19 protein-coding genes and 1 pseudogene are annotated in these 22,973 nt (G+C 68.4%); 8 read left to right on the top strand and 12 right to left on the bottom strand.

Features of this window, described 5'->3' with window-relative positions:
* Positions 1-92 (bottom strand): MerR family DNA-binding transcriptional regulator (locus tag ABZ348_RS32095; RefSeq protein WP_358933351.1); only part of this gene is annotated, 92 nt, incomplete at its 3' end.
* Between the two features lie 54 nt (positions 93-146).
* Here ABZ348_RS32095 and ABZ348_RS32090 point away from each other — a divergent pair.
* On the top strand, positions 147-467 hold the full coding sequence (locus tag ABZ348_RS32090) for a hypothetical protein (RefSeq protein ID WP_358939083.1): 321 nt from the start codon (positions 147-149) through the stop codon (positions 465-467).
* 534 nt (positions 468-1,001) lie between these two features.
* Here ABZ348_RS32090 and ABZ348_RS32085 read toward each other — a convergent pair.
* Positions 1,002-2,150, bottom strand: coding sequence for a ParB/RepB/Spo0J family partition protein (locus tag ABZ348_RS32085; RefSeq protein ID WP_358939081.1), 1,149 nt, complete (start codon positions 2,148-2,150; stop codon positions 1,002-1,004).
* Between the two features lie 89 nt (positions 2,151-2,239).
* The gene (locus ABZ348_RS32080) at positions 2,240-3,394 is read right to left on the bottom strand and encodes a ParA family protein (protein WP_358939079.1); all 1,155 of its coding nucleotides are present in this window, start codon (positions 3,392-3,394) and stop codon (positions 2,240-2,242) included.
* A gap of 374 nt (positions 3,395-3,768) precedes the next feature.
* On the opposite strand from ABZ348_RS32080, the gene ABZ348_RS32075 reads away from it, so the two are divergent.
* Complete coding sequence (locus ABZ348_RS32075; RefSeq protein WP_358939077.1) at positions 3,769-4,344, top strand: restriction endonuclease; 576 nt, start codon at positions 3,769-3,771, stop codon at positions 4,342-4,344.
* A 140-nt stretch (positions 4,345-4,484) separates the two neighbouring features.
* On the opposite strand, the gene ABZ348_RS32070 is transcribed toward ABZ348_RS32075, so the two are convergent.
* The 3 genes and pseudogenes from ABZ348_RS32070 to ABZ348_RS32060 form a co-directional block, all read right to left on the bottom strand.
* Positions 4,485-5,303, bottom strand: a complete 819-nt coding sequence (locus tag ABZ348_RS32070) for an endonuclease/exonuclease/phosphatase family protein (protein ID WP_358939075.1) — start codon at positions 5,301-5,303, stop codon at positions 4,485-4,487.
* A gap of 349 nt (positions 5,304-5,652) precedes the next feature.
* A complete protein-coding gene (locus ABZ348_RS32065; protein ID WP_358939073.1) occupies positions 5,653-7,182 on the bottom strand; it encodes a pentapeptide repeat-containing protein in 1,530 nt (509 codons plus the stop codon).
* Positions 7,183-7,492: 310 nt separating this feature from the next.
* A pseudogene (locus ABZ348_RS32060) lies at positions 7,493-7,707 on the bottom strand (leucine zipper domain-containing protein); the annotation flags it as partial.
* Between the two features lie 210 nt (positions 7,708-7,917).
* Here ABZ348_RS32060 and ABZ348_RS32055 point away from each other — a divergent pair.
* A complete protein-coding gene (locus tag ABZ348_RS32055) occupies positions 7,918-8,991 on the top strand; it encodes a hypothetical protein (protein WP_358939072.1) in 1,074 nt (357 codons plus the stop codon).
* A 259-nt stretch (positions 8,992-9,250) separates the two neighbouring features.
* Here the strand turns inward: ABZ348_RS32055 and ABZ348_RS32050 are convergent, their stop codons facing one another.
* The 3 genes from ABZ348_RS32050 to ABZ348_RS32040 all read right to left on the bottom strand — a co-directional run bounded on the left by ABZ348_RS32050 (position 9,251) and on the right by ABZ348_RS32040 (position 10,747).
* Entirely contained in the window at positions 9,251-9,613 is a 363-nt protein-coding gene (locus tag ABZ348_RS32050) for a hypothetical protein (RefSeq protein ID WP_358939070.1), read from the bottom strand.
* 234 nt (positions 9,614-9,847) lie between these two features.
* Positions 9,848-10,291, bottom strand: coding sequence for a hypothetical protein (locus tag ABZ348_RS32045; RefSeq protein WP_358939068.1), 444 nt, complete (start codon positions 10,289-10,291; stop codon positions 9,848-9,850).
* A gap of 333 nt (positions 10,292-10,624) precedes the next feature.
* Positions 10,625-10,747, bottom strand: a complete 123-nt coding sequence (locus ABZ348_RS32040) for a hypothetical protein (protein ID WP_358939066.1) — start codon at positions 10,745-10,747, stop codon at positions 10,625-10,627.
* Between the two features lie 252 nt (positions 10,748-10,999).
* On the opposite strand from ABZ348_RS32040, the gene ABZ348_RS32035 reads away from it, so the two are divergent.
* The 3 genes from ABZ348_RS32035 to ABZ348_RS32025 all read left to right on the top strand — a co-directional run bounded on the left by ABZ348_RS32035 (position 11,000) and on the right by ABZ348_RS32025 (position 14,644).
* The gene (locus ABZ348_RS32035) at positions 11,000-11,419 is read left to right on the top strand and encodes a hypothetical protein (RefSeq protein ID WP_358939064.1); all 420 of its coding nucleotides are present in this window, start codon (positions 11,000-11,002) and stop codon (positions 11,417-11,419) included.
* A 1,051-nt stretch (positions 11,420-12,470) separates the two neighbouring features.
* Positions 12,471-14,279, top strand: coding sequence for a MobF family relaxase (gene mobF, locus ABZ348_RS32030; protein WP_358939062.1), 1,809 nt, complete (start codon positions 12,471-12,473; stop codon positions 14,277-14,279).
* The gene (locus tag ABZ348_RS32025; RefSeq protein WP_358939061.1) at positions 14,276-14,644 is read left to right on the top strand and encodes a hypothetical protein; all 369 of its coding nucleotides are present in this window, start codon (positions 14,276-14,278) and stop codon (positions 14,642-14,644) included. The genes mobF and ABZ348_RS32025 overlap by 4 nt, the downstream gene beginning before the upstream one ends.
* Positions 14,645-15,671: 1,027 nt before the next feature.
* On the opposite strand, the gene ABZ348_RS32020 is transcribed toward ABZ348_RS32025, so the two are convergent.
* Entirely contained in the window at positions 15,672-19,547 is a 3,876-nt protein-coding gene (locus ABZ348_RS32020) for a hypothetical protein (RefSeq protein WP_358939059.1), read from the bottom strand.
* Positions 19,548-19,767: 220 nt separating this feature from the next.
* Between ABZ348_RS32020 and ABZ348_RS32015 the strand changes: the two genes are divergently transcribed.
* Together ABZ348_RS32015 and ABZ348_RS32010 are read left to right on the top strand one after the other, a co-directional pair.
* On the top strand, positions 19,768-20,103 hold the full coding sequence (locus ABZ348_RS32015) for a hypothetical protein (protein ID WP_358939057.1): 336 nt from the start codon (positions 19,768-19,770) through the stop codon (positions 20,101-20,103).
* Between the two features lie 380 nt (positions 20,104-20,483).
* Positions 20,484-21,767 carry a relaxase domain-containing protein gene (locus ABZ348_RS32010; RefSeq protein ID WP_358939055.1) on the top strand — a complete coding sequence of 428 codons (1,284 nt, stop codon included), beginning with the start codon at positions 20,484-20,486 and terminating at the stop codon, positions 21,765-21,767.
* Between the two features lie 330 nt (positions 21,768-22,097).
* Here ABZ348_RS32010 and ABZ348_RS32005 read toward each other — a convergent pair whose 3' ends face one another.
* Positions 22,098-22,598: a hypothetical protein gene (locus ABZ348_RS32005; protein WP_358939053.1), complete on the bottom strand. Its 501-nt coding sequence runs from the start codon at positions 22,596-22,598 to the stop codon at positions 22,098-22,100.
* Between the two features lie 141 nt (positions 22,599-22,739).
* Positions 22,740-22,898: a hypothetical protein gene (locus ABZ348_RS32000; RefSeq protein WP_358939051.1), complete on the bottom strand. Its 159-nt coding sequence runs from the start codon at positions 22,896-22,898 to the stop codon at positions 22,740-22,742.
* Positions 22,899-22,973 lie beyond the last annotated feature (75 nt).

The following is a 22,973-nucleotide window of genomic DNA, read 5'->3' as shown; positions in this document are numbered from 1 at the left end:
TCGGGCTCGGGAAGCAGCCCCTTGGCGTGATAGACGCGAACGGTCTTGATCGACACCCCGACATACCCGGCCAGCTGCCCGATGGTGATCACCTGACCATCGTCCCACTTGACCCTGCCCTTGGGGCAGGGTTGCAGCATGGCGTCATGCCGAACACGAATATCGATCGGGAAACCCTGCGCGAGCTGGCTGACGAGGGCAACGAGACCGCTCTGGACCAGCTGGCCGACCTCGCCAACGCAGCTAGCGATCTCGGGGAGCTGAGCGCGCTGTTGGACGAGGGATCCATGCGCGCTGGGTTTCTGCTCACTCAACGTGCGGCCTCGACTGGCGACCTGCGCGAGCTCCAGCGGATCGCCGACGCCGGGTACGACGAGGCCGGGGACGAACTGGACAGACAGCTGGAACCCTCCACTGTCCTGGCGGCGCCACCAACCCCCGAAGAACTTTCGGAGCCGACCACTTAGCGGTCGGCTCAATGAGCTGTGCCAGTCTGCGGCGGCTTGCGCTGGGGCTCCCGGCGGTGATCGATGGGTCGCAGCGTCGGTTCTGGAGACGCGCAGCTCGATCCCTTCTGGGGTAGGACCGTGCGAGGCGCTCACTGCGTTGGGCGGTGCGTCCGCAGACAGTGAAGATAGATGCGTGCCAGTGCATTCAGGTTCTCGGGGCCACAGATACTGACGCCCAGCATCCGCCAGGAATGCCCTCCGCGAGAGCTCCGGTGGGGGAGTGGCCTCTCCGCACCAGAAGACCGGCCGTCGAACAGGCAGCCCCGGACGAGCGCGCGCCCGACGGATCCGAGAAAGGCAGGTGACCGCATCCAGGGCCTGCAGGCACAGGGTCCCCATGGACGTCGACGTACCAAAGCCCCGTGGCAACGCTCGCGGGCGTCAGGCACGGGGCTTTCGGAAGACGCTGCTGAACTTGGCTTCTCGGTTGCAGGGCGCCTGCCGTGGACCTGCTGCGTCCAACGAAGCGGGCAGCCCCTGGATATCGGAGAGTCAGACGTCCGTGTCCCCATTCACAGCTACAGAGTCGGCTTCCTCTGTGTTGTAGCGGAAGAGCAAGGCCGTCAGGCGCCGCCGGTGAGCGCTCGTCATCTTCGCCACGATGTGCTGGCAAGCGCGCTCTGGATCACCCCACAGATCCCCCGTCTCAGCATCCTCCGCCGACCGGTGGGCAACGCTCGCCGCACGCCCATCCTTTTTTTCGCGGGTCTTTCCCGACGACCGTGCTGGAGCTGACGGTGCCGCCAAGGCTGGGGGAGTGGGCGGCTCGGAGGGATCGGCCGGAGTGTTGTCCGCGGACAACGTCTCGGCTTCGTTGGCGGGGGAGTGGCTCTTGTTGTCCGTGGACAACACCTCCGTAGCCGGAGGCTGAGCGGGCAGCGGGATGGTCGTGTTGTCCGTGGACAACACGACCGGGGAACTCACGTCAGCGCCCCGGCTCTTAGCGGCCTTCAGTATGGCCTTCGCTTCTTCCCGCTCCCGTGCCTCCGCGGCACGGACCTCCTTGAGGTGGGCTAGCAGAGTCGCTGAGTCTGCTTCAGGCACCTCCTTCTGGCGCCGGGCCAGAAGCCGACCATCGCGTTCCGGGACGTCACCGCTGCTGAGCATCGACTGGATCTCGTCCGGCAACTGGAGCAAGGCCAACTGATTGGTCACCCACGACCGGTCACGGCCCAGCCGCTTGGCCGCCTGTGCACGCGCTCCTGACTCCGACTGCTCCGCACAGACCCGGACCAGTTCCTGTACACCACGCGCCCTCTCGATGACGTCGAAGTCCTCGCGCTCCAGGTTCTCCTTCAGGAGATGGTTGACGAAGTCCTCACGCGTTGAAGCGAGATCGTTCCGGACGACGAAGTCCAGGGACTCCAGCCCGACATGCCTCGCGCTGCGGAACCGGCGCTCACCATTAACCAGGACGTACTCAGCGTCTCCGATACCCGTTGCGTGATCAGGCCAGAGCGCGAGGTAGGCGTCTCGTGAGACGACCACGCACGCCGCCAACTGTGCTTGGCGCAGCTCCTCTCCGAACCGAGTCATCTCCTCCTCGGATCCGAAGTTCCGCCGCGGGTTCAGCGGGGTCGGGCACACCTGGTCCAGCAAGAGCCGGACCAGCTCGTAGGCCGGGACGTCGCCCTGGGCCACGGCTTTGGCGCGACCTCGAGCGCTGAGCCCCGATGCTCGTGACGCACGGCCGAACGAAGTACCGCTTCCCAAGCGGTCGCCAACGGTGCTCACGATGCGATCCTCCGTGCTACCTCGCGCATGGCGTCAGCCTGCTCGCAATCCGGTGCGTAGTGCAGTAGGGGTTGCTTGAGTCGCACTGCTTCTCTCTGGTGCTTGAGTTCAGGAATGACGGTGATGACCGGAGGATCGCCGATGCTCTTCCACTGGTCGAGAGAGGACGTCGCCACGTAGCCCTTGCGGCTGTCGTACATGTTGACGATGAAGCCGAGGAGGCTGATCTCGACCGCGAGGTCGGTGGTGAGGTCCTCGATCTGATCCAGCAGCATGTCGAACGCGTCGGCCGAGGAGTCCTCCGCCAGGACGGGGATCAAGATGCCCGAACTGCCCGCAGGTTCGTTCTCCCGCAGACGGCAGTAGTAGAGGGCTGTGTCCATGGCGTAACCGAGGCTGGGCGGGCAGTCGACGACGATGTAGTCGAAGACGCTCTCCAGGCTTTCCAGCGCCTTCTCCAGGGCTGTTTCCTTGATGCGCACATGGCGGGTGGTGGCCAGCTTCGCGTCCAGGAGAAAGGCGTCGCGGCACGCTGGAAGCAGGAACAGCCGGCCGCCGAAGACGCCTTCCTCTATCGGGACGAGAAGGTCACCGATCTTGCCCGTTGCTTCCCCCAACATGTGCTTGGCGAGGCTGGGAGCGTCGATGTCGAACATGTCGTAGCCGAGTTGCCGGGTCAGGTGGCCCTGGGGGTCGAAGTCGATCAGACACACCCTGTGGCCTCGTTCGGCCAGCGCTTGGGCGGCGCCCGCCGATACAGCTGTCTTCCCCACCCCGCCCTTCTGGTTACCCATGATGATGCGCCGCGCACCGAGAGACCGGGGGACCGGATTGGGGATGGCGTGGGTGTCCAGCCAGAGCCGGATGGACTGCGCGAGGCCCTGGTTGTAGGAGAGATTGCGCTCCTTGCAGTCGTCCTTGAAGCCGGCATAGGTACCTGTCGGCAGGTAGGTGGAGAAGCTCGTACCGCCGGCGGTGTCGACGGCCGGAAGCGCGCTTTCCGTCGTGCGCCATGCAGCGATGCCCTCGGTGACGGCGTCCTTGATGTCGACGCCCAACTGGGCGCAACGGACCTTGAGTTCCTGTCGGACGGGAGCGGGAAGCTTGGCTACTACCTTTTCCCTGTCCTGGGGTGAGTACGGGACGGTCATGGGGGTACCTTACTAACCCGCGCTGTTGAGGCAAGTACCAACCGCCACGCGCCCACCCATCAGCTACGCATGGAGCAGTCCCAGTTCCTCGCACCCTCCTGATAGCTCGGGCCGTCAACAACTCCGCTCGCCATGACACCCTTCCACCCCGTCAACAGCCTCCAAGCGCGCAGGCCACTGTCCTCTCAAGCCCGCCCGGCCACCTTCCCGACATCGCGAGTCTGTGGGCTCCTCCACACGGTGAGGGGCCAGCAGGCATAGCTCGTCCGGATGGCGGCCGTTGATGCCGGGGTTGTCCCACCATGGGTAGACAGCGTCTGGGATGGGGAGTTGTACCGCTGGCGGCCTGCTGAGTCGCGGAAGGGGCGATGGGGATGGGCACGGCAGTACTGGTGGTGCTAGCCGTCGTGGGTGTGGGTGCAGTGGTCGGCTACCTCGTCCGGGCGGGACGTCGGGAGGCTGAGGCTGAGCAGGTCCGGCTGGCAGAGCAGGCGCGGGCCCAGGCCCTGCGGTCGATGGAAGCGGTCTGGGCGATGAACCCGCTGGAGTTCGAGGAGCACGTCGCGGAACTCTGCCGCCGAGACGGATGCACTGAGGTGCGCCGCGTCGGCGCTGCGAACGACCTGGGCGCTGATGTGGTGGGCCGCCTTCCGGACGGTCGAAAGCTAGTGGTGCAGTGCAAGCGCTACGCGAAGCACCGCACGGTCGGCAGTCCCGACCTGCAGAGGTTCAACGGCACCGCCCGCAGCGAACACGGAGCGGATGTCCCCCTCTTCGTCGCATCCTGCAAATTCACCAAACAGGCCCGTGCCTTCGCTACCCGCCACGACCTGGTCCTCGTCGACGTCGACCTCCTCGGCTTCTGGCACAGCGGCACAAGCCTGGCTGCACTCCTCGACCTGGACATCGGCCGGTCCGGGACGAACCGAAAGCTGACTCCGGACAGCTGAACGCTCTGCCCGCCATCCGCGCTTGCCCGTCGGCTGAGGGACTGGATCCGCTGGACGGGGCAGTTTGTGTGGGTACTGAAGGGCTGTTTCTGCCTTGAGTGGGTCGGTTCTCGGCGTTCTCGATGCCTGCTGGTGTTCGTTCAGAGGCGGATGTGGGCGGCTACGGGTAGGTGGTCGCTTGGGGTAGGTGAGAGCGACCAGATGCGTGTGGCGATGGTTGCGCGGGTCATGATCTGGTCGATGCGGGCGAGAGGGAATGAGGCGGGCCAGCTGAACGCGAGGCCTGTGCGGGGCGGGTCCAGTTGTGAGGTGAGCGGGTGGAGGCCACGATCGTCCACGGTGCTGTTGAGGTCGCCGAGGAGGATCACCTTCTCCAGCTGTTCGTCGGCTATTGCCGCCCCCAGGCGGGAGGCGCTTTCGTCTCGCCAGGCGGAGCGGAATCCGTCGCTCACGCCGAGTCGCACGGAGGGCAGGTGGGCGACGTACACGGCTATGTCACCGTGCTCTGAGTCAGCGGTGGCACGCAGGCCGCGATCCCAACCTGCCTTGACGGCCTTGGGCTTGATGTCTACTGGTTGCACGTTGGTGAGAGGGAGCTTCGACCAGAGCCCGACCGTTCCCACGGCCGCATGATGCGGATAGTCCGGTGCCAAGACGGCTGCGATCGCCGGGAACGACGAGGGAGTCACCTCGACAAGGGCGATGAGGTCGGCCTGGACTTTGAGCAGCTTCCGTGCCGTGCCTGAGGGATCCGGATTCTCGTCGCTGACATTGTGGTGCAGGACCGTGATGTCGTATCCCGCGCCCTGTTGCGGTAGCAGCAGACCGCCGAACTGGACGAGCCACGCCATCACGGGCAGCAGCAGTGCGCACCACACGACGGCCGATCTCCGCCAGCAGGCCAAACCCCCCAGCACCAGGATCGCCAGGCCGAGCCAGGGCAGGAACGTCTCCAACAAACTACCCAGACTAAGGCCGGCGTTGGGAACGGAGGAAGGGAAGGCCAGCAAGCCGGCCACGGCCACGGAACAAGCGACAAGGAGCCTGCACCCTCGGCTTCGACCCCGCAGGCGCCAAGGGGATCGCGCCAGAGGCCCTACCTCCGCCGCCGCAGCATCGACTCCCGTCACCAAATCGCCCAACTCCCTTACCTTGAGACGTCACGCACATAGACAGGTTCACGCGCAGTCCTCACACTCCCGCACGACGATGAGCCCCCCGAGATCCCGAGTGCGGTGAAGGATGCTACGGCGGCAAGGGATGGTAGAGGCCAGCGGTTGCGCTCGAAAGCGTCTAAGCGTCGTATTTCTATGGACTTGTGGGGAGCCAGTCGGCGCGCAGGCGAATTGCGGACGGTACTGGAGTACCGACTGCCGTGAGGAGCCCTGATGGGGCCGGGCCGGTTGTCTCATCGAAGCTCACCCGGCTTCCGGAGAACGTGGTGTCGTGGAAGGTGACCCGACTCCCGGAGAACGCGGCATGCTCGAAGGTCACTTCGCTCCCGGAGAGCGTTGCGTGTTCGAAGCTCAGCTCGCCGCAGGAGAGTGTCGCGTGTTCGAAGCTCAGCTCGCCGCAGGAGAGCGTTGCGTGTTCGAAGCTGACCTCACCGCCGGTGAATCGTGCTTCGTCGAAGCTCACTGCGCCACCGGAGAACGTCGCGTCTTCGAAGATCACTAGGCCGTCGGCGAACGTCGCTTGGTAGAAGGTCACCCGGCTTCCGGTGAACTGCGCTTCGTGGAAGGTCACCTGACCACCGGAGAACTGTGCGCGGTGGAAGCTCACTGGGCCATCACGGAACGCCGAACGGTCGAAGCCGACGGTTCCGGAGAACGTAGCGGAGCTGAAACCCACGCGGCCGCCGGTGACCGCGGTGTCGTGGAAGCTCACTGCACCGGAGAAGGTCGCGCCCCAGAAGCTCACCTTGCTTCCGGAGAACGCCGCCTCGTGGAAGGTCACCCCGCTACCGGTGAACTGCGCTTCGTGGAAGGTCACCCGCCCCCCGGCGAACATGGTGCGGTGGAAGGTCACCCGCCCGCCGACGAAGGTCGCACGGTCGAAGCTCACCCGGCCATCCGAGAACGTCGCACGGTCAAAGCTCACCCGGCCCTTGGCGAAGGTCGCGCCCGTGAAGTCGATGTCTCCGTCGATGGTGACGCCGGTGAGGTCAAGGGTGCAGCCCTGCCAGGAACGATGTGTGCCGTGGGCGATGCGGTAGTGGTCGCCGATGAGGCGCAGGATCGTGTGCCGGACCTCGCGCAAAGCGTGGTAGCGGTCCTTCTTGTCCTGGTGGGTTTCGCGTTGTACTTCGGCGGGTGGGGTGTCGTCGGGCAAGGGGTTGGGCAGTTCGCCGGGGTCGGTGGGGAAGGGCAGGCGGAGGTAGGCGCACAGAACGTCGATGCAGGTTTGGCGCAGGCTGTCATCGGGGGCGTCGTCGGCAAGGCCGGCCAGTCCGTGGACTCCGCCGAGCCGCACCGCGGGGGAGTCGGAGCCGAGTTTGTCGACCGCCTGGGAGAACCGCTCGGTGTGAAGCCGGGTGGCCTCACGGTGCGCGCCGACCTCGTCGACGTGCTGGCGCCGGTAGGCGACGACCAGGGCCACGAGCGCCCCGGCCCCAGCGACCACTCCGAAGGAGAGCTTCACCAAGTCGAACAGCGTCTTCGCGTCCAGCTTGGCCTTCCTGTCGATCCCCTGGAAGTCCAGCAGGGCCACCAGACCGTAGAAGACACCGCCCGCGACCAGTACCGCAGCGACGAACGTGACGGCCAGGGCCCATCCGACGTTCCACAGCCGTAACCCTCGATCATCCGGGACGGATCGCGTTCTCCGATTGACTGACATGACGATGAAGACCAGACGGGGAGCGCGGCGGTTGCACGAGGCCCTCGGCCCGTGTGCCGACGGGTGCCAGCAATTGATGCAGGGCCGGCGGAATGGGGTTCGTACTCGGGGGCGATGTGGGTTCATGACGACCCTGCGATGCGGATGCCCCGTTCGTCGAAGCGTTCGGAGCCTGCGCGAGCTTATGACGGTGGTGTACCACCGACTCGATGGTCGTGCGGCAGCCCATCCGGTTGAGTGCAGGTACCGGCGGACGCGATCGACCTTGGTCTGTGGGGCATCCATGGGCGCGTCACGTCGACTCTGCCCATGACGGCCGAGTTTTGCGTGCGGTCTGCAGTTGGCAGGCACCCGTCTCGAGCGCGGAGTACGTCCGGTGCGGGGTCGTTCGGGGCGGGCTGGAGCGGTCGGCGAGATCGGCGTCGCCCTTGGCCCGCCAGCGGCGGACCCATTTGGGTCCGTGGGCCGGGATATACCCATCTCCGCAGCGACGTGCGCGACCGGACACGCCAGACCGCAAATCAGAACTCAGGCAGGGCAGATCCTCTACGTTGCATGTGCAGCGGCTGTGGCGGGCCGTGCTCCTCCGGACGTTTTCGGCCTACTGAACGTCCTTTTCGTGGGGAACGAAGGCAGCGCAGTTCCACGTCACGGGTTCAATCCCGAAGCACACACCCAGGAACGGTTCAATCACCGCGCTGATGGGCCGAACAGCACGGAGAACAGGACCCCCTGATGACCCGCGGCCGAATCGCCCGTCTCGCAAGAATGCGCTGCCGCTACACGAACGAGACATACGACCAAGCACGCTCACAGCTACGCCCGGGCCAACCACCCATTCCCGTCCCACCACCCACACAGCGCGGCTTCGAGGCAGAGCTCTTCCACCAGATCCTCAACTCCCACCGCGACTTCACCGCCTACACCTTCGGAATCAGCCGCGTACGCCCCGCGACCGACACCATCGAGCTCCACGTGGAAAGCGAACGACGCGCACACGAGATCCTCCGCACGATCCTCCCCTCCTACGAGCCCGACGGCGAAGTACACGGCATCCCCGGTCTTCGCATCTGGCAGCGCACGAAACGCGGCATCGAGATCCACCAAGCCGGCCGAGCCACCTCGGCATGGCTAACCGGACTACCCACATCCGCCTGGACACGCGCCGAGACCGAAGCACTCGACACCCTCGCCCAAATCGCCTGGAGACCACTGTGGAAAGGACCCGCCGACTGGACGGAAGAAGAACTGGCATACGACCAACGGTGGAACACCGAACCATGGGCAAGCCACCTCCACGCAGGAGCCTGGTGCACCAGCGGCCTGCTGCGCCGCCTACCCCTGTTTCATACAGTCGTGCCAGTCGACCACGTGAGCGGCTACAAGGGCCTTGGTATCCACGGCTACGAAGGCTTCAACCCGGTGCGCTGGTGCCTGGACCTCGACTTCCGTACCAGTAGCCCTCATTGTCGGCAGGAGCTCGTCGAGGCTCTCACCGAGCCAGAGTTCGGGCTGCCCGTGAGCCGAGCCCATCACCTCGACGCCATCTATCCACCGCACGAAATGGAAAACTGTATCCAGCTCGATGACGAGGCCCGCACCGGACTGATCGAGCTCCGCTTCGCCACCATCAACCATCCTTCCCTTCAGCCGGCCACCACTCAGGGAGACAGGTACCGGACGATCTCAGAGAAGATCCGGAGACGAGTCGAGAAAGGCTCAGGTCACCTACTGACTGACACGCCCCCGTCGACGGCGTCCGCCGCCCGCGTCCAGGGCACCGTGCGCTGCGCGCAGAAACGGGCCTGACTCGTGCGGACCCTGTACGAAACGGCTGACCTTCTTCAGGAGTCCGCAGCTCCGGCTACTTCTTGAGACCCAGGTGGCAACTGGAATCTCCGACCGGATATGTGAGCCGTCGTGCCGAAAATCCTTGAGGCAGTGTCGGTATCCCTCCATACGATCGTTCTGTCTCATACCAATCGGTCCGTGACCTGCCCTCGTTCCAACAGCGGTATGGGGAAGAGCCCCGGCCTGTGGGCCGGGGCTCCGAGTCCCATTCGGGCGGTTAGAGGTATTCGAGGAGCCAGCTGACGGGGGCGTCGTCGACGCTGTCGGCGGCGGACTTCTTCGCCCGTCCGATGCTGACCTTCTGCGTTCCGGCAGGGAGCTTCTCCGCGAGCCGGCCGGCGGCGGCGTTGATGTCCCAGTTCTTCACGACCGTCCAGGTCGTGCCGTTGTGGAGGGCCACCCGCAGTCGTACGTCGGCCCAGTCGGACCCGAAGCTGAGGTAACCGTCACCCCAGACGGTGTTGTTGCCCTGGTTGGGCTGCGGGATAGCCAGGACAATGCCGTACTTGTAGTGGATGAGCCCGCCTGACTCATTGACGAGGAACCCGTGGGGGATCTCACCGGTCTGGAACTGGGACATGGTCGCTCCTTGGCTGGTCGGGCCGGGACACGTCAGACCATAGGAAGATCACCAGCCCCGGTGTCGATCCTCGTCGGCAAACCCCCCGTACGAGCGGACCGGAAGCGCACACCCGCGCACGCCTGCTGGCCGGAACGACCCGAGCCCCACGCCGACGATCCAGACCCGCCACCCACTGCGACCGCGCCGCTCGCCATGGTCTACGAGGCCATCAGCGAGGAAGAGCCGGTTCGCTCACCGCTGGGTGTTCAGGCCGCTGGCGCGGGCGATGCCGTCCAGCGTCGCGTCTTCGGCTTCCCGCTGTGCCCACCAGGTGTTGAGTTTGGTTCGGACGGCGGCGAGTTGTTCGGGGTCGTTGGCGATGTCGGCTTGGACCATGGCTCCGCCGAACGTTCCGTTCGGGCCGGGCATGTCGATGTAGTGGTGGTCCGTGCGGCCGGTGGCGAGCATGGTGATGACGGTCATGAGTTCTTGGTGGAGGCCAGGGGTGAATGCGGTGTCGTCGATCTGGAAGGAGCCGGTACCGCCCTTGGTGATCAGGCGGCAGAACTCGTTGACCGCTGTGGCGAGTGTCTTGTATTCCGCGGGTGTCATGCGGGCGCGGAGGGTTTGCATGTAGAGGCCGACGAATGCGGCTGGGCCGACGCCGGAGTCCTTGCTTCCGTTCTCGTCGTTCATCCCGCGAGTCTTGACCCGCTTCCTCCGCAAGTCCAGGGGTATGCACCGCCTTCCTGACTTCGATTCGGGACAGGACAAGCCCTGCGAGAGGGCAGGGGCTGGAGAGACGGGGGCTTCCGAGTCCTTGCCGTTCAGGGGCCGGTGAGGATGTCGTGTCCGCCGATGCGCCGCCAGATGATGTGGGGCTGCCCGGGGGCTATCGGTGTGCCGTAGGTCCAGGTGGCGCGTCCTGCGGGGCCGTTGCCCATGGACCAGGTGAGTTCGTAGATGCCGGGGAATCCGCTGACCTGCTTGACGCGTAGTCCTGGGCGGAAGCCGCGGCCGGAACGGGCCTTAGGTGCGGAGGTCGTCGACGAAGGCGTTCACGGTCTGGCGGAAGCGGAAGCGGTGGCGTTGTTCGGGGGTGAGGCGGTTCAGGTCGGCGGTGAAGCGGGGGAGTGTCTCGTACGTGGGCACGGGGTTCGCCTCCGGGCAGCACGAAGCCCCCCGGCCGGTGGACGGGGGCGGTGGCGGGGCCGGTGAGTCGACGGTGAGCGTGTCGGCTCAGCGGAGGATTTGGAGCGCGACGTCGCGTTCGGGGTGCCTGTTGTGCGAGTGACCTGGGGCGAGAGCCGTGGGGCACCTGCCACTCTTTGCCGGAGGTCCCCTATCAGGTGCATTACCTCATGCAGGCTGCGGCGGCGAAGGTGGTAGTGCAAGACTCTGCGCGTGGACGTACTTGAGAAGATTGTCGTGCCAATTGCCGCCGTGTCAGTCAGTGTTGTGCTGGCCTTCTTCACAGCACGAGCGCAAGCGCGAACACAGGTGCGTGGCCAGCAGCGCCTCGACTACCTGCTCAGCGCATACCGCACGCTTGCCGACTGTGTCCACCGGCGGTTGTCCGTTGAGCAGGCTCACGCTTTTGAGCGGGCTATGGATGATGTCATCTTGCTGGGGACGTCTGAGCACATTGAGCTCGCTACTTCGGTGCGAGACTCGCTGGCTCGCGAGGGAGACGCCGGAGTGGATGAGCTGCTCATCGCCTTGCGGCGAGACCTTCGAAGCGAGCTAGGCCTGAAGGCATCCGAGCTCGGAGGCGTTCCCTCAATCCGAATGATCGTGGCTGATTCAGAGGCCCAGGGGGCTTGACCGTAGCCAGCTCGGAAGCCCGTGGCGCCGCGCCGCAGGGTGTGCATTCCTTGACGAAATCCGAACCTGGCTTCACCGTGCCGCAGTTCGGCGATTCTTCGCGACCTCGTCGCGCATGAGTTCGTCGGTGCGTGTGCTGTGCCAGATGGTTCCTTCCCACTTCTCGTATCGGTGTTCGCGGTCACGCAGAAGGACCGGTTTGAGGTGGCTGTGGAAGAGGAGTGTGCGGCCCTGGTCCTTGCGGGGCGGCTGAACCACATCACGGCTTTTCGTGGCGGGTTAGCCGGTTGGCTGCGAGGCCGGAGAGCTTGCCGTGCATCCGGCCGGGCTTGTAAGGCAGTCAGGGGTCGACGAGGGACCAATGCGCGATGGCGTCCCCCTTGCGGCCGGGCGGGCTGTAGGGGTAGGTGACGCGGTTGCTGATCTCCGTGAAGAAACGGGCTTGCTCGGCCTTGGTGCCGTCGGCCAGCTGTGCTGCCAGTGGGGTGAGGCGATCAGGGGTGCCAGGGTAACGGCCTCGGGATAGACCGCTGCGAACATCCGCGAGGTGCTGTAGTCGGTGTAGTCCTGCTTCTCCCGGTCGAACGGGATGAGGAGGTCGATGCGGTCGTCCCAGGCATCCCAGGTGCCGAATGGGACCGGGTAGCCGTCGACGGACCAGATCAGTGGTTGGTGTTGGTCGGGCGCAGTATTCGCACGGCTCGGTCAGGGCCCGTAGAGGGCGCGCATCGCGTCGTAGAACTCCTGGGGCCGGAGGGCCTCGCAGGGGTCGCAGTGAGGGGCCGTGTCTATACGAGTCGGGTAGAGCGACTGGGCTGACTTGACCGTGTTGGTGGTCCGCTGGGTGAGGGGGCGGTGGCACAGAGGGCAGAGGTCTGTCCATGGGGCGGACTGTGCACACCTGCGTGGCTTACTGTCGCGTGCTGGCCTGGTGGCCCGCCTGACGGGAGCTGCGGTAAAGACTTGGTGATGGCTTCCCGCCCGGCGGGAAGCACGCGGGATCGTGCTTTTCCGCTGGTCATGGGCGGTGTTTCCTGGCTGGGTGATCAGCATGGCGGAGGTTCGTCCCGGTGACGGGTGGCGCTACCTGTTCCGCGGCGTGATGGTCGGTGACGGCCACCGGCCCGCGGGTACAGCGCTGCGTGCTGCTCAGGACGAGGCGGGTGTCCCGCCCGGGATCTGGAGAGGACAGGGCCTTACGGCGGTCGGCCTGAGGTCTGGGGATGTGGTGACGGAGCGGCAGGCCGAGCTGCTGCTGGGGGAGGGGCGGCACCCGGACGCGGACCGGATCGAGCGCCGGCTGTTGGCGGCGGGGGAGAGTCCGGCGAAGGCCCGTCGGGCGACGGTGTTGGGCAGGCCCGTCGAGCACAACCGGTCATCGAAGACGGAGAAGGCCAAGGAGCGCACGCCCTGGTTGGCTTTCGACTTGACGTTCCGGCCCCCGCCGACGGCGCACCTGGCGTGGGCCCTGATGGACGACGAGCACCGTCAGGTGTTGGAGGAGTGCGATGACATCGCCCGCGACAAGTCCCTGGCGTGGTTGGAGGAGTCGGTCGCGGAGATCCGTTCGAAAGCCGGCGGCAAGCAGCGGGCCCGGGTCAAGGACGGGCTGATCGTCGCGGTCTTTAGGCACTACGAGTCCAGAGCCACGGAATCGAGGCCGCTTCTCCACGCTCACGCGGTCGTGTCGATCCGCGCCCGGCGGCCGCACGACGGGAAGTGGGGCAACGTGTCGGCGGACTCGTTGATGACCCATATCGTCGCGGCCGACTGCCTCTACCTCCTTTACTTCATGGAGGAGGTGTCGGCTCGGCTCGGCTGGGCGTGGGAGCCCCGCGAGGTGAGCCCGGGGCGCCGGCCCGTCATGGAGATAGCCGGGATCGATCAGCGGCTCATCGGCTGGCAGTCGACCCGCCGTCAGCAGATCGAAGATGCCCTGTCCGTCCTCACCGCCGAGTATGTGGAGGAGCACGGGCACGAGCCGGGGGAGCGGGCCGCCTACGGGCTGGCCTGTCGGGCCGCCGACCGGACGCGCCCGCCGAAGCGCACCGAGCTGCGGTCGCTGTCCCAGCTGCGCGAGCGGTGGCGGGAGTCGGCCATCGCCACGTTCGGCGCCGACGTCGTGGATCGCCTCGCGGAGCGGGCGCGGGCGGCGGCTGCGGCGGTGTGGGCGCGGGTGCGGCCGGTGGTCGACATCGTGCTGGCGGCGGTCGACACCGTGGCCGTGGTGTACGTGATGCGCGGGGCGTTCAAGCGCCACCACCTGCTCGCCGAAGCACGCCGCCACCTCTCCTACGTCCTGCGCGGCCGACCCCACCAACCCGGCCTGGACGAACAGATCGTGCAGACCGTGATCGACGACTACACCCGCCCCGTCGGCCGGGGCCTGGCGATGACCGCCGACCTGCGCGCCCTGTACCCGCACGACACCGACGACCAGGCCGTGGTGCGTCTGTTGACCCGCAAGCGGTCCGCGGCCCCGTACGAGCGGGCCCGGCTCGCCGCTGGCGCGCTGAGTGCCCGGGTTCATGCGGCCCGGCGTTCGGAGCGCCTCGGTTTCCGCACCCGTACGCGCCATGTCGCCGTGCCCGATGTGTCGAGGTCTGGCCCGCGGCCATCGCGCCCGGACCGGAAGTCCGGCCGTGCGCAGGAGCAGGGGACCGACGTTGCCGCGCTGGAGCAGACCCGCGCCACGATCGAGGCCGTCGCCAAGGTGGCCGCCAAGCTCCAGGACGGCGTCCGGGAGCGCGCCGTCGCCCGCGGCCCCCGGCCGCATCCCGCCCCGCCCGCGCCGTCACACACCCCGCCGCCCGGCGCGCAGCAGACGCCTGGCCGGACCCCCACGGGAGGACTTGCATGACCACACCCGAAAACCCCGAGATCCCAGGATTGAAGGACGCCCTCGCCCGAGCCCGCGCGGCCCACGAGGGGACGGCCTCCGAGTTCGACGAGGACCAGGAGCCCGAGCTCGATGAGCCCGGGCCCGATGAGCCTGTGGGGTGGGAGCCGGTCTGGAAGCGGCCCCGGAAGCCGAAGTCGAAGGCGGACAAGAAGCGGGAGCTGCGCAAGCAACGGCGGCGGCTCCAGGACGCTGTCAAGCGACGCCTCGCAGCCAGGGAGTCGCGCCGACCCCGGTCCCGGCAGAGCCGGATCGGTAACGCGGCCGCGCGCCGCGATGCCCGCGCTCTGTCCCGGGTGCGGCATTCCAACGCCTGGTTGTGGTGACGACGCCGGGCATCACCCACCGAGTGGAGCCCATCGGGTGGACTCCGCCGTGGTGCGCACCGGATGACGATGGACGCCACTCTGGTGCGCACCGCGAGTCGCGCATCGCATCCGGCGCGCGCCATCAGACGATGCCCGGCACTCACGCGCACGACCGGTGCGCACCTTCGGCTGCGCCGCACCGCACCGGTGCGTGCACCGCCGACCAACCCCTCTACCAGGGTTCGATGGGCGCGCGTCCTTCCTAGACCACGTTCGCTACCCGAACGTTTTCCCTGGTCAACGTGAATTCGGGCTGGCGATCAGGTCGCGGTCTAGGGGGTGGGTGATAGAGGGCCCCGCGCGCGCTCGTGGCGCGCGCACCGCGCGCCTGGTGCGGCGTGGTGGGGCCGGTGGCGCGCACCGCGATGGATGGTGCGGTGCGCTGGTGCCCACCGATACGGTCACCGCACCCGGTGCGCACCCGGTGCGCGCGGTGCGTTGAAGCCGCGGCGGGGCGGTCTGCGATGCGCGGCCGGACCGCACCGCCGCTGTCCCGCGAGGTGCGGCTACGCGGTGGGCGAGTGCGCCTCCATCGCCTGCTTACCACTACCGCGACAAGATCGCCCTGGAGGAACTCTGCCAGCGGAGTCGGATCATGCCGACGGTCCTGGTGACCGACAGCGGCCACATCGTCTGGGGGTGCACCGGCGAGCAGGAGTGGATACCCCACCTCCAGCACCGCCGCGCCCTCCTGCGGTAGACCGACCCGGGCCGCACCGTCACCCCGCCGCGCCCGCTACGACCCCTTTGCCCCCCGGACGCTGCTCGCCCTCGCGCCCGCGGTCCTGCTGACGGCGCTCTGCCCCACCGGCACCCTCGGCGGCTGGTGGGCGGTGGCGACGGCGAGCGTGCCCGTCGCCTGGTCCTGCTGGTCTGCACGCGGTACCCGTTCTACGTGGGGCCGGGCGGCGCCTGGTTGCTGACCCGGGACGAGGAGGAGTGACGTGCCCCCTTTGGCGCGGACCGAGCGGGTCGGCGCACCGACTTAGGAGACGGCCGACCGCGGTTTCAGCAGTTCGGGCCAGCGACCGCCGCAGCGGGTGCGCGCGTGGATGCGCAGCCGGTTCGCCACCGACTGCCGCAGGGTCGAGGAGAGGTCCGGTCGATGGGCCAGCTCACGGAACCAGGTGGGCGGGTCCGCCACGGAGGACTCGTGCAGCTGGGCGAACACCTCCACCGCGCACCGGGCAAGGGCCACGTCCTGGACGACCAGGGCCAGGACAAGGTTCTTGCGGCCCATCCCACCCAACCGCCCCAGCAGGACACGGAGCGGTGCCTGCCAGCGATTGGCGATCTCCCGCTTGGGTTTGAGGACGCGGGGGTCATAGGAGTGCAGGGCTTCGGAGACGGCCAGGAGCAGCCGGGCCGCGGCGGCGGGGTCGTGGTGGGCCATGCGCTCGATCAGCCGGCCCAGCTCGCGGATGTCTCCCGTCACCAGCGGTCCGTCAGCCGGAGCCGTCGGCAGGATCGACGGCAGCAGCGCGGTGTACGCCGCCACGGCCGCCCCGCTGTCCTCGACCGGGGTGAGGCGGCACACCGCGCTGGTCAGGACATGGCGCGCCAAGGCCGCGACGTTCCCTTCCGCGGCGCTGGAGAAGTCGCGGCCCTCGGCGGGCGGAGCCGACAACTCGTACAGCACGGGCAGCAGCGGCTCCAGATCCGGGGCGTCCCACCTGCCCGAACGCACGGCAGCGGCGACCAGTTCAAGGACTGCGATCCGCAAGGGGGCTGCTCCGGTGCGCAGTTCCTCGGCTAGGTCGGCACCGCTCGGCGGTCTCCAGTCGGCCTTCTCCAGCAGGACCCTCACCAGCCGGTAACCCTGTCGGCGGTGGTTGGCGTGGCTCGTGGTCAACGTGCCGGCCAGCGCGCGCAGCCGCTCCTCATGGTGCGACAGCGCATCGGTGACCTGCCGGGTGCGGATCGTGTCCAGCACGGTGACGAGTAGGACGGTGTTGGAGGTGAGGAGTGCTTCTTCGACGGGATGGGCCAGGAGCCAGGGATGGGCGTCGACGTATTCGGCGAAGCTCGTGGCGAAGGTCGCCGGCGCCTGTCGGTTGCTGGCGAAGGCGGCGTTGACCTCGGGATCGGTGGCCCACTCGTGCAGCGCGCCGTCAGCCCGCGGGTGCCCGGCGGCGGCAGCGGGGACCGCGAGTTTCGCGAGCCCCTCGGCGCTCAGCCAGGTGTCTCGGGGCGCGTCAGGCAGCAGCCGCAGCAGGGTCGCGGGGGTCGGGCTGGCGCGCAGTACCGCTTCCAGGAACAGCCCGGGGAGGGTCCGCCGACGGTTCTGGAAGGGCGGCGCCGGCAGGGCGCGCAGGGCCACCCGGCACCTGTTCTCGATCAGCCGCACGAACGCGGAGTCCCGGGGACGGTCATCGGACGCGCCGGGGTCGCCGTCGGCCAGCGTGGGGACCACCACCATGTCAAGGACCGCCGTCTGCGCGCCGGGCTCGTCCAGGGCGAGCAGCTTCCGTACGACCTTCGCGGCGTCCCGCAGGTCTAGGCGCGTGGCCAGCAGACCCGCCCCGAACAGTTTCGCGAGGGGTACCGGGTCGTCGAGACGGCCGGCGACGGCGTCGAGCGCCATCGTCAGCCGCTCCGGTGCCCGGGTGGCCGACTTCGACGCGGCCCAGAGCACGCCCAGCGCCGACACCACACCGTCCAGCGCCTTGTCTCCCAGAGCCGGAGCCGTCTCGTCGAGGAGGATCTCGAAGCGGTCCGCCGACCGGCGTAGGGCCCGCGCCGCCGAGTCGGGGTCCTCGATGAGCGACCCTTCCAGCGCCGCCGCCCGCATGAGGTCGGCGAGGCCCGCGGTGGTCCGGTCCTCGCTGAAGCGCCGCCAGAAGGCGGTCATCTGGTCGAGAGTCCAGTCGAGGTCGTATGGGAAGGCCGCGCGGAGCAGCTTCAGATACAGGTGGTCGTGGGAGCGCAGCGTGGGTGAGCTCCAGGTCAGCAGCCAGGTCACACAGCCCTGTTCGTCCAGCAGCTCCAGCGCGGCGACGGGATGCTGGCGCAGCAGGCGGCACAGCGACTCCAGCAGTTGGATGCGGACGGCCCGGCCGTCGGCATCCAACTGCTCGCCCCGCTCCCACACGGCGGTGAGGTCGGCGACCCAGCGGTCGGCGTGCGGGTGGCGGATACCGGGGAGGACGGTGAGGAATCTCTTCACCGGTTCGGCGGGCATGCCGCGCAGCCGTTCGCGCGCGGTGGGGGACTCCGCTCCGGGGGTGCGCAGCCGGGCGTACAACTCCAGCCCCAGCGGGGCGGTCCGGTCGTCGTTCAGCAGCGGCAGCAGCAACCGGTCCGCCTCGCCCGGGGCCTCCCGGGGGACCAGCTGGCCGGCGACGGCGGCCAGCACCAGGTCCGTGGGGTTGGCCAGCAGGCGTTCGACGAGTTCTGGCGCCCGCCCCGCCGTGCGCAGCCAGTCGGCGGCCATGTACTCGAAGAAGGTCTGGTGGAAGAACCGGACGCGGGTGGTGCCTGAGATGGTCGAGACGACTCCCCGGCGTTCCAGTTCGGCGAGTTCCTCCGCGATGGTGTGCCACGGCTTGCCGGGGAGCAGTTCCTCCAGATGGTGCCCCGCGACGGGCAGGTCGACCTCCAACTCGTTGGCGGCGAGCATGTAGCGGGCCAGCGCCTGGGCCGTGTCCCGCAGGTCTCGGGTGGCGCGTTCCGGTCGGGAGGAGTCACCGTACCCGGCTCTGCTGTCCTGCTCGACGCGCTGCCGGCGCACCTGGTCGTAGAGCGAGGCGACGTCGATCTCCTGGACCGGCGGGTCCGGCGCGTAGACGTCGAACAGCATGCGCAGGGTCAGCGGGTTGTCGCACACCTCGCGCAGCGGGAGGTCCTGATAGACCGCGCCCATGATGCGCCGCTCCAACTGCTCCGCCGCCAGCGGCCCGTGCACCGCCCGCGGGCAGTAGATCCGGCTGTGCCTGGTCACCGCCCTGGCTCGTTCCCCGGAGCTATAGGCGCCCAGGCGCCGGGGAGGTCGCAGGAAGGCGTCGCGGGCCTCCGCGTCGGCCTCGTCGCGGCTCTCGAACGGCAGCAGTTTGGCTTCTCCCGGACGGCAGGACATCACCACCGACACCCCGTGCTGGCGGGCGGCGTCGATGAGCCGGGCGACCAGCGCGGCACCTTCGGGGCTGTGCATGAGCAGGTCCAGCGTGTCGACCAGCAGCACCGGCTCGACCGCCGCGCGGCAGCGGGTGAGCGCCTCGGTGATCTCCGCGACGGTCAGCGCGGTGGGCAGCGGCTCCGGGTCGGGATGCAGCGCGTCGAGGAGGAACGAGGCCTTCACGAAGAAGGGCTCCCTGCCGGGCAGCTCCATGAGTCGGCGGTGCAGACTCCACAGTACGGTGGTCTTGCCGTAGCCGGGTTCCCCAACCACGAGTTGGGCGCACCTCTCGGGCACATGGGTGAGGACGGTGTCTTCCAGTTCACGGGAGACATGCAGGTCGTCGAGTGAGATCCCCTGCGGGAAGAGCGGGTTGGGCCGCATCAGGAGGGCGGCGTCCTCGACCGCCTGCGCGCTCAGCGCGCGGAGCTTGTCCAGCTCCGCGCTTCCCGGCGTGGCCGCGGGCTTTTCCCGGGCCCGTATCCGCAGCGCCTCCATGCGATCGACGCCCAGGGCCGCGAGCATGGACGCTTCCCGCGCGGTGAGCTTGCCCGCCTTCTCCTGGCCCACGGCCGCAACCCGCAGGTACACCACGACGGCTGCGAGCCTGGCGGGCTTGTCGGGGACGACCTTGCCCTTCCGCCAGTCGCTGAAGGAGCTGCTGCTGACGCCCTTGATCGTTTCCAAGGTCGGGCTGCCCGCCAGCTCCCACAGCCGGGCCAGCGCCGAGGCGAACTCGTCGGACATCCCGTCCTCCACTTCGTCGTGCCGCTCCGGGACCTTCCCGGCGGTCTGGCCCCTGGAGTCGCCGGAGCCACCGGATACGGCCGGAAAACCTCTTCGTGGCGTCTGATCTGCGTAGTTGAGCGGACGTCTCGGGCGAACGGCGCCGGATACGGCCGGAGATGAGCGTATGGGGGTCCGGGCGCGGCCATCGCCCCGCCACCGACTCCCCGAGAGGGTTCCCATGTCCAATTCGCTGCTTCGACGCATCGCTTACTGGACGGTCCACGTACCCGTCCTAGTGCTCCACGACCCGGTGTCCGCTGCCGCCGCCGGGGGCGGGTCCGCTGCGGCCTGTGCTCCGCTCTCCCCCGCCGAGCGGCTCCTCGCACTGTTTCCCTACCTGTGGCTGATCGTCGTGATCGGCGTGCTCATCGGTCTGCTGGTGGGCTGGCTGAGCCGCCGTGCCGGCGGCAACGACTGGGAGTCCGCCCGGCACGGCACGGCCACCGGGCTCACCGCGGCGGGCCCGCTGCTGACCGTCCTGACCCTGCTCGCGGTACTGCCGACGCCGTGCTGAGCGGAGCCGAGGCGGCAGCCGGCCGGTCCCCGGCGAGGGGCCCGGGGTGCGCGAGCTGGTAGTTGAAGGTGATGCCGCCGTGCACGGCACCCGCCTGCACCGACGGGCCGTGGACGGTGCCGGACAGGGGGTTGATGGACCCCTGTGCCCCGGGCCGTACCGGGTCGCGTTCCGCGCCCATGGAACACCGCCTCTCCGGCCCCTCGGCCGACAGTTACCGTACTGGACTCTGTGCCCGCCGGTGGGCGTACGGTCCGCACCCTGCGCCGGTCCCGCCAACCCGTCGCCGCGGCGCCTAGGGTCTGTCGTCAAAGTGATCTTGCTTGGTGGATCATGGTTGGGTTACACGTCGCCATGAAGCTGCGGCCGGTGCGGAGGTCGTGGACGAAGGTGGTGACGGCTCGGCGGAAGCGGTGGCGTTGGGGGTGGCGTCCGAGCCGCGAACCGTCACCCCCGGGCGCCGCCCTGTGATGGAGATTTCCGGGGTGCCGCACGAACTCATCGCCTGGACGGCCCGGCGCAGCGACCAGATCGCCGCCTGCCTGGCCGACCTGGAGCGCGAGTACGTCACCGCCATCGACGACGACGGCAACCCGAAGTTCGCGCCCCAGGTGTCCGAGCGGGCCCGCGCCAAGCTCAACAAGATGGCCGCCCGCCAGACCCGCCCCCGGAAACGCACGGTGGCCCGATCCCTCGCCGAACTGCGCGCCCGTTGGCGGGAGAGCGCGGTCCGCAGGTTCGGCCACGCGCTCATCGACTCCCTCCTCGACCTCGCGCGCACTGCTGCGGCGGCGATCCGGGCCCGTATCCCGGCCGTGGTCGACCTCGCCCTGGCGGCCGTCGAAGTCGCCGCGGTCGTGTTCGTGATGAACAAGGACGGCACCTTCCAACGCCATCACCTCCTCGCCGAAGCCCGCCGCCACCTCGCCCTCGTCCTGCGAGGCCGCCTCCGCGAACCCGGCCTCGACGACCAGGTCGTGGACGCGGCCATCGCCACGCACTGCGCCGACATCACCAACTCGGGAACGCTGCGCGCCCGTACATCGGCCCACCGCCTCTACACCACCCTCTGGACCGACGCCGACCTCCGACCCGCCCGCCGACGGCTGGCCATCCCGGCCGAGGACCACCAGCTCCCACCCGACACGGGCGCCCCGGCCACGCCCCAACTCCCGGACCAAACGCTGGGGGAGTGGGAGATCCCCCGCGTCCCGCTCCGCTACGACCGGGCCGTCATCGCCGCCGGAGTACTCCGAGAAAAGCTCCGCACCACCCTCACCGCGCCCGGGCAGGGGTATGACGTGATCGCGCATCAGCAGGCCGCCATGCGAGAACAGCTCCTCCCGCCCCCGGCCGCCGAGCCCGACCGCGACGATGACGACCAAGAGCCGGAGACCGAACCCCGAGAAGCGGTCGACCTGACCGCTGTGCGGGCCCTGAAGAAGTCCCGCACCGACGTCGAATCCCTCGACCTCACCGCCGAGCAGCTGCGCCACATCCAGAAGGCGTCCAGGCGGGTGGGCGAGCAGGCCCGCGAGAGAGCGGCCCAGTTCGCCGAACCGGGCGACGCCGACGAGCCGTCGCGGCCGGTGCGCGCGGACGAGCAGCAGGCGCACCACCCGCAGCAGCCCGGACCCCACCGCGGCCCAGGGACCGGCCGCTGAGCGGATCCGGCGCGTGGAGCCCACCGACTGGGCCCGTGGGCGGAGTGCTCTCCACCGGCGGGGAGTGTCCGGCATCGTCCGGCGATGCTGGACACTCCGGCTCCCGTGCATCCGGTGCGGACCGGGTGCCGTACACCCGTCGCTCACGATGCACGGCATCGTCCTGGGGGTGCTCGCGTCGCCGGACGATGCCGTGCATCCGTGCCGGTGCCGTCTCGCGTTTGTCCTTGACACGGGCCCGGGACCCTGTTGGCCAATTCCGCTTTGGACAAGGCGGGCGGCTGGCGGGCGTCGGTCTACTTGTCCGCGGAGCGGCGCAGGTACAGGCGGTCAGTCATGCGTGCCGGTCTCCGTCCGCTGGTCGTCTGCCAGCTGGATCAGGGCGAGCACTGCGGCGTGGCGGTTCTCCTCGATGCCCAGTCGCTGGGTGTCTTCTTGCCCGGCAGCGATCTGATAGAGGTCGTGCTGACGCTCCGTCCAGTCACGCAGGATGGCGCGGGCCTCGTCCGGTGTGGTGTCGATCGCGGCCGCGACCTCGGACCAGGTGGCGCCGAGCAGGATAGCCTCACGGATGTCGCCCGCGCGGCGGGCAATGAGATCGCGCCGGATCGACTCCGACAACGCGAGCACGGCCAACACGTCGTCGGTGCCTCCACGCTCGACCGGGTCCGGGAAATCCGCAGGCAGAGTCCTGTTCATCAGCCGGTCGACATGCGCAACGCGCTTCTCCATCTGCCAGGAAAACGGAACCCGTCTGCCAGAGATCATCCGGACGTCGTCCGGACGGCGGACAGCAAGGTCATTCCAAAACTCGTACTCGGGTGTGCTCATGCGCCCCCCTTAGGCGGCCGGGCCCGGCGGCTTCGGCGTCCGATGAGCACCCTAGGAGAAAGAAGGAAGACAATCGTCGGCGGAGCGAGTCCCGGGGGCCGGAGAGCGTGATTCCCACAGCCATCTCAGACTACGGTGCCCTCAATTGAGCAGGTGTGCCGCCTCTGAACCCGCCCACTCGATGCGCACCACTCCCGCGTGGCCGGCCGCACCGGTGCGCACCACCCGGCGATGGCCGACACTCTCGTGCGCGCCCCGGTGTCCCGCACTGTCGACCGACCCCTTGACCAGGTGCGCCACCCGCGTTTCGCCTTGGCAGCAGGCTGTGACCCTGTTGGCCACTCTCACTGTCGTCGTACGCGGTCCGGCGTCGTT

It is taken from the genome of Streptomyces sp. NPDC005963 (assembly GCF_040638655.1).
Lineage (GTDB): Bacteria > Actinomycetota > Actinomycetes > Streptomycetales > Streptomycetaceae > Streptomyces.
This window is presented reverse-complemented; position numbering and strand designations above follow the sequence as displayed.

Excerpts from the sequence above, each read along its gene's own strand:
- ABZ348_RS32090 (WP_358939083.1), top strand. The coding sequence starts at position 147 with ATGCCGAACACGAATATCGATCGGGAAACCCTGCGCGAGCTGGCTGAC.
- ABZ348_RS32080 (WP_358939079.1), bottom strand. The coding sequence starts at position 3,394 with ATGACCGTCCCGTACTCACCCCAGGACAGGGAAAAGGTAGTAGCCAAG.
- ABZ348_RS32075 (WP_358939077.1), top strand. The coding sequence starts at position 3,769 with ATGGGCACGGCAGTACTGGTGGTGCTAGCCGTCGTGGGTGTGGGTGCA.
- ABZ348_RS32065 (WP_358939073.1), bottom strand. The coding sequence starts at position 7,182 with ATGTCAGTCAATCGGAGAACGCGATCCGTCCCGGATGATCGAGGGTTA.
- ABZ348_RS32055 (WP_358939072.1), top strand. The coding sequence starts at position 7,918 with ATGACCCGCGGCCGAATCGCCCGTCTCGCAAGAATGCGCTGCCGCTAC.
- ABZ348_RS32050 (WP_358939070.1), bottom strand. The coding sequence starts at position 9,613 with ATGTCCCAGTTCCAGACCGGTGAGATCCCCCACGGGTTCCTCGTCAAT.
- ABZ348_RS32045 (WP_358939068.1), bottom strand. The coding sequence starts at position 10,291 with ATGAACGACGAGAACGGAAGCAAGGACTCCGGCGTCGGCCCAGCCGCA.
- mobF (WP_358939062.1), top strand. The coding sequence starts at position 12,471 with ATGGCGGAGGTTCGTCCCGGTGACGGGTGGCGCTACCTGTTCCGCGGC.
- ABZ348_RS32025 (WP_358939061.1), top strand. The coding sequence starts at position 14,276 with ATGACCACACCCGAAAACCCCGAGATCCCAGGATTGAAGGACGCCCTC.
- ABZ348_RS32020 (WP_358939059.1), bottom strand. The coding sequence starts at position 19,547 with ATGTCCGACGAGTTCGCCTCGGCGCTGGCCCGGCTGTGGGAGCTGGCG.
- ABZ348_RS32015 (WP_358939057.1), top strand. The coding sequence starts at position 19,768 with ATGTCCAATTCGCTGCTTCGACGCATCGCTTACTGGACGGTCCACGTA.
- ABZ348_RS32005 (WP_358939053.1), bottom strand. The coding sequence starts at position 22,598 with ATGAGCACACCCGAGTACGAGTTTTGGAATGACCTTGCTGTCCGCCGT.